The organism is Sulfurimonas sp. NWX79 (assembly GCF_039667035.1).
GTDB lineage: Bacteria > Campylobacterota > Campylobacteria > Campylobacterales > Sulfurimonadaceae > Sulfurimonas > Sulfurimonas indica.
Genome location: NZ_JALCZL010000058.1, coordinates 1 through 987 on the forward strand (window position 1 = coordinate 1; position 987 = coordinate 987).

A 987-nucleotide genomic window follows, 5' to 3' on the forward strand; every position below is an offset into this window, starting at 1 on the left:
CGACAAGCTTCTCTGCCGCATCTTCAAGCGTATCATAAACACCGACACCCACACCAGCAGCCATTGCCCCACCAAGTGCTGTTGCCTCTGTCACTTTTGGGATCGTCACTTCACATCCTGTAACATCAGCAAGTATCTGTGACCAAAGCTCACCCTTACTTGCTCCACCTGCAAAGACGATTTTTTCTATCTTTATGCCAGAGAAAGCTTCTATCTTTTCAAGATTGATACTTGAGACGATTGCTGCATTCTCTTCTAAAGCTCGAAACATTGAGATGGTATTGTATTTTTCGCTATCAAGACCAAGATTTAAAAAAGATGGTGCGGCATGATACCACTTGCCATACTTCATAAAGTCTGAAAATATTGGAAGAATTTCGTATGAGCCAACAGGAACATTTTTCGCTTTTTCTTCTAAAACCTCATATACATCACACCCCTGCTCTTTTGCCTCAAGCTTTTCTAACTGACAAAAAGCATCTCGAAACCATCTCATTACAAGTCCAGAAAAAAATGTAATCCCCTCTGCTTGAGAGAGGCCCTCTACTACATGAGGGTTAACACGTATGCCCATATCGTTAGGAGGTGTCACATCACTTTTAATATTTACTACCTGCTGCCAAAAACTCCCGCCAAGAACTGCTACATCCCCCTCATTTACTACACCAAGACCTGCAGAGCCAAGTTGCACATCTCCACCACCCATCACTACCTGCGTGAGTGTAGAGAGTCCTGTTACGTGAGATGCCTCTTGTGTCACACTTCCAAGGACTTCGCCTGTTTCTAAAACTTCTGGGAAAATATCATCTTTTAAGCCTACTCTTTGAGCCATTTCAGCTTCCCACTTGCGTGAGACAAGAGAAAAGATGCCTGTTGTTCCTGCATTACTTGGATCCACTGCTATTTTTCCACTGAGTTTTGCTAATATCCAGTCCCCTATCATCGAGATAGAAGCTACTTTTTTATAGATGTCAGGGCGATTATTTT

The 987-nt window shown here is 42.8% G+C and carries 1 protein-coding gene; it reads right to left on the reverse strand.

Annotated features, from left to right (window positions below; translation table 11 throughout):
• Positions 1-987: autoinducer-2 kinase (lsrK, locus tag MNY27_RS10880; RefSeq protein ID WP_346392347.1), on the reverse strand; the 987-nt coding region annotated here is incomplete at both ends.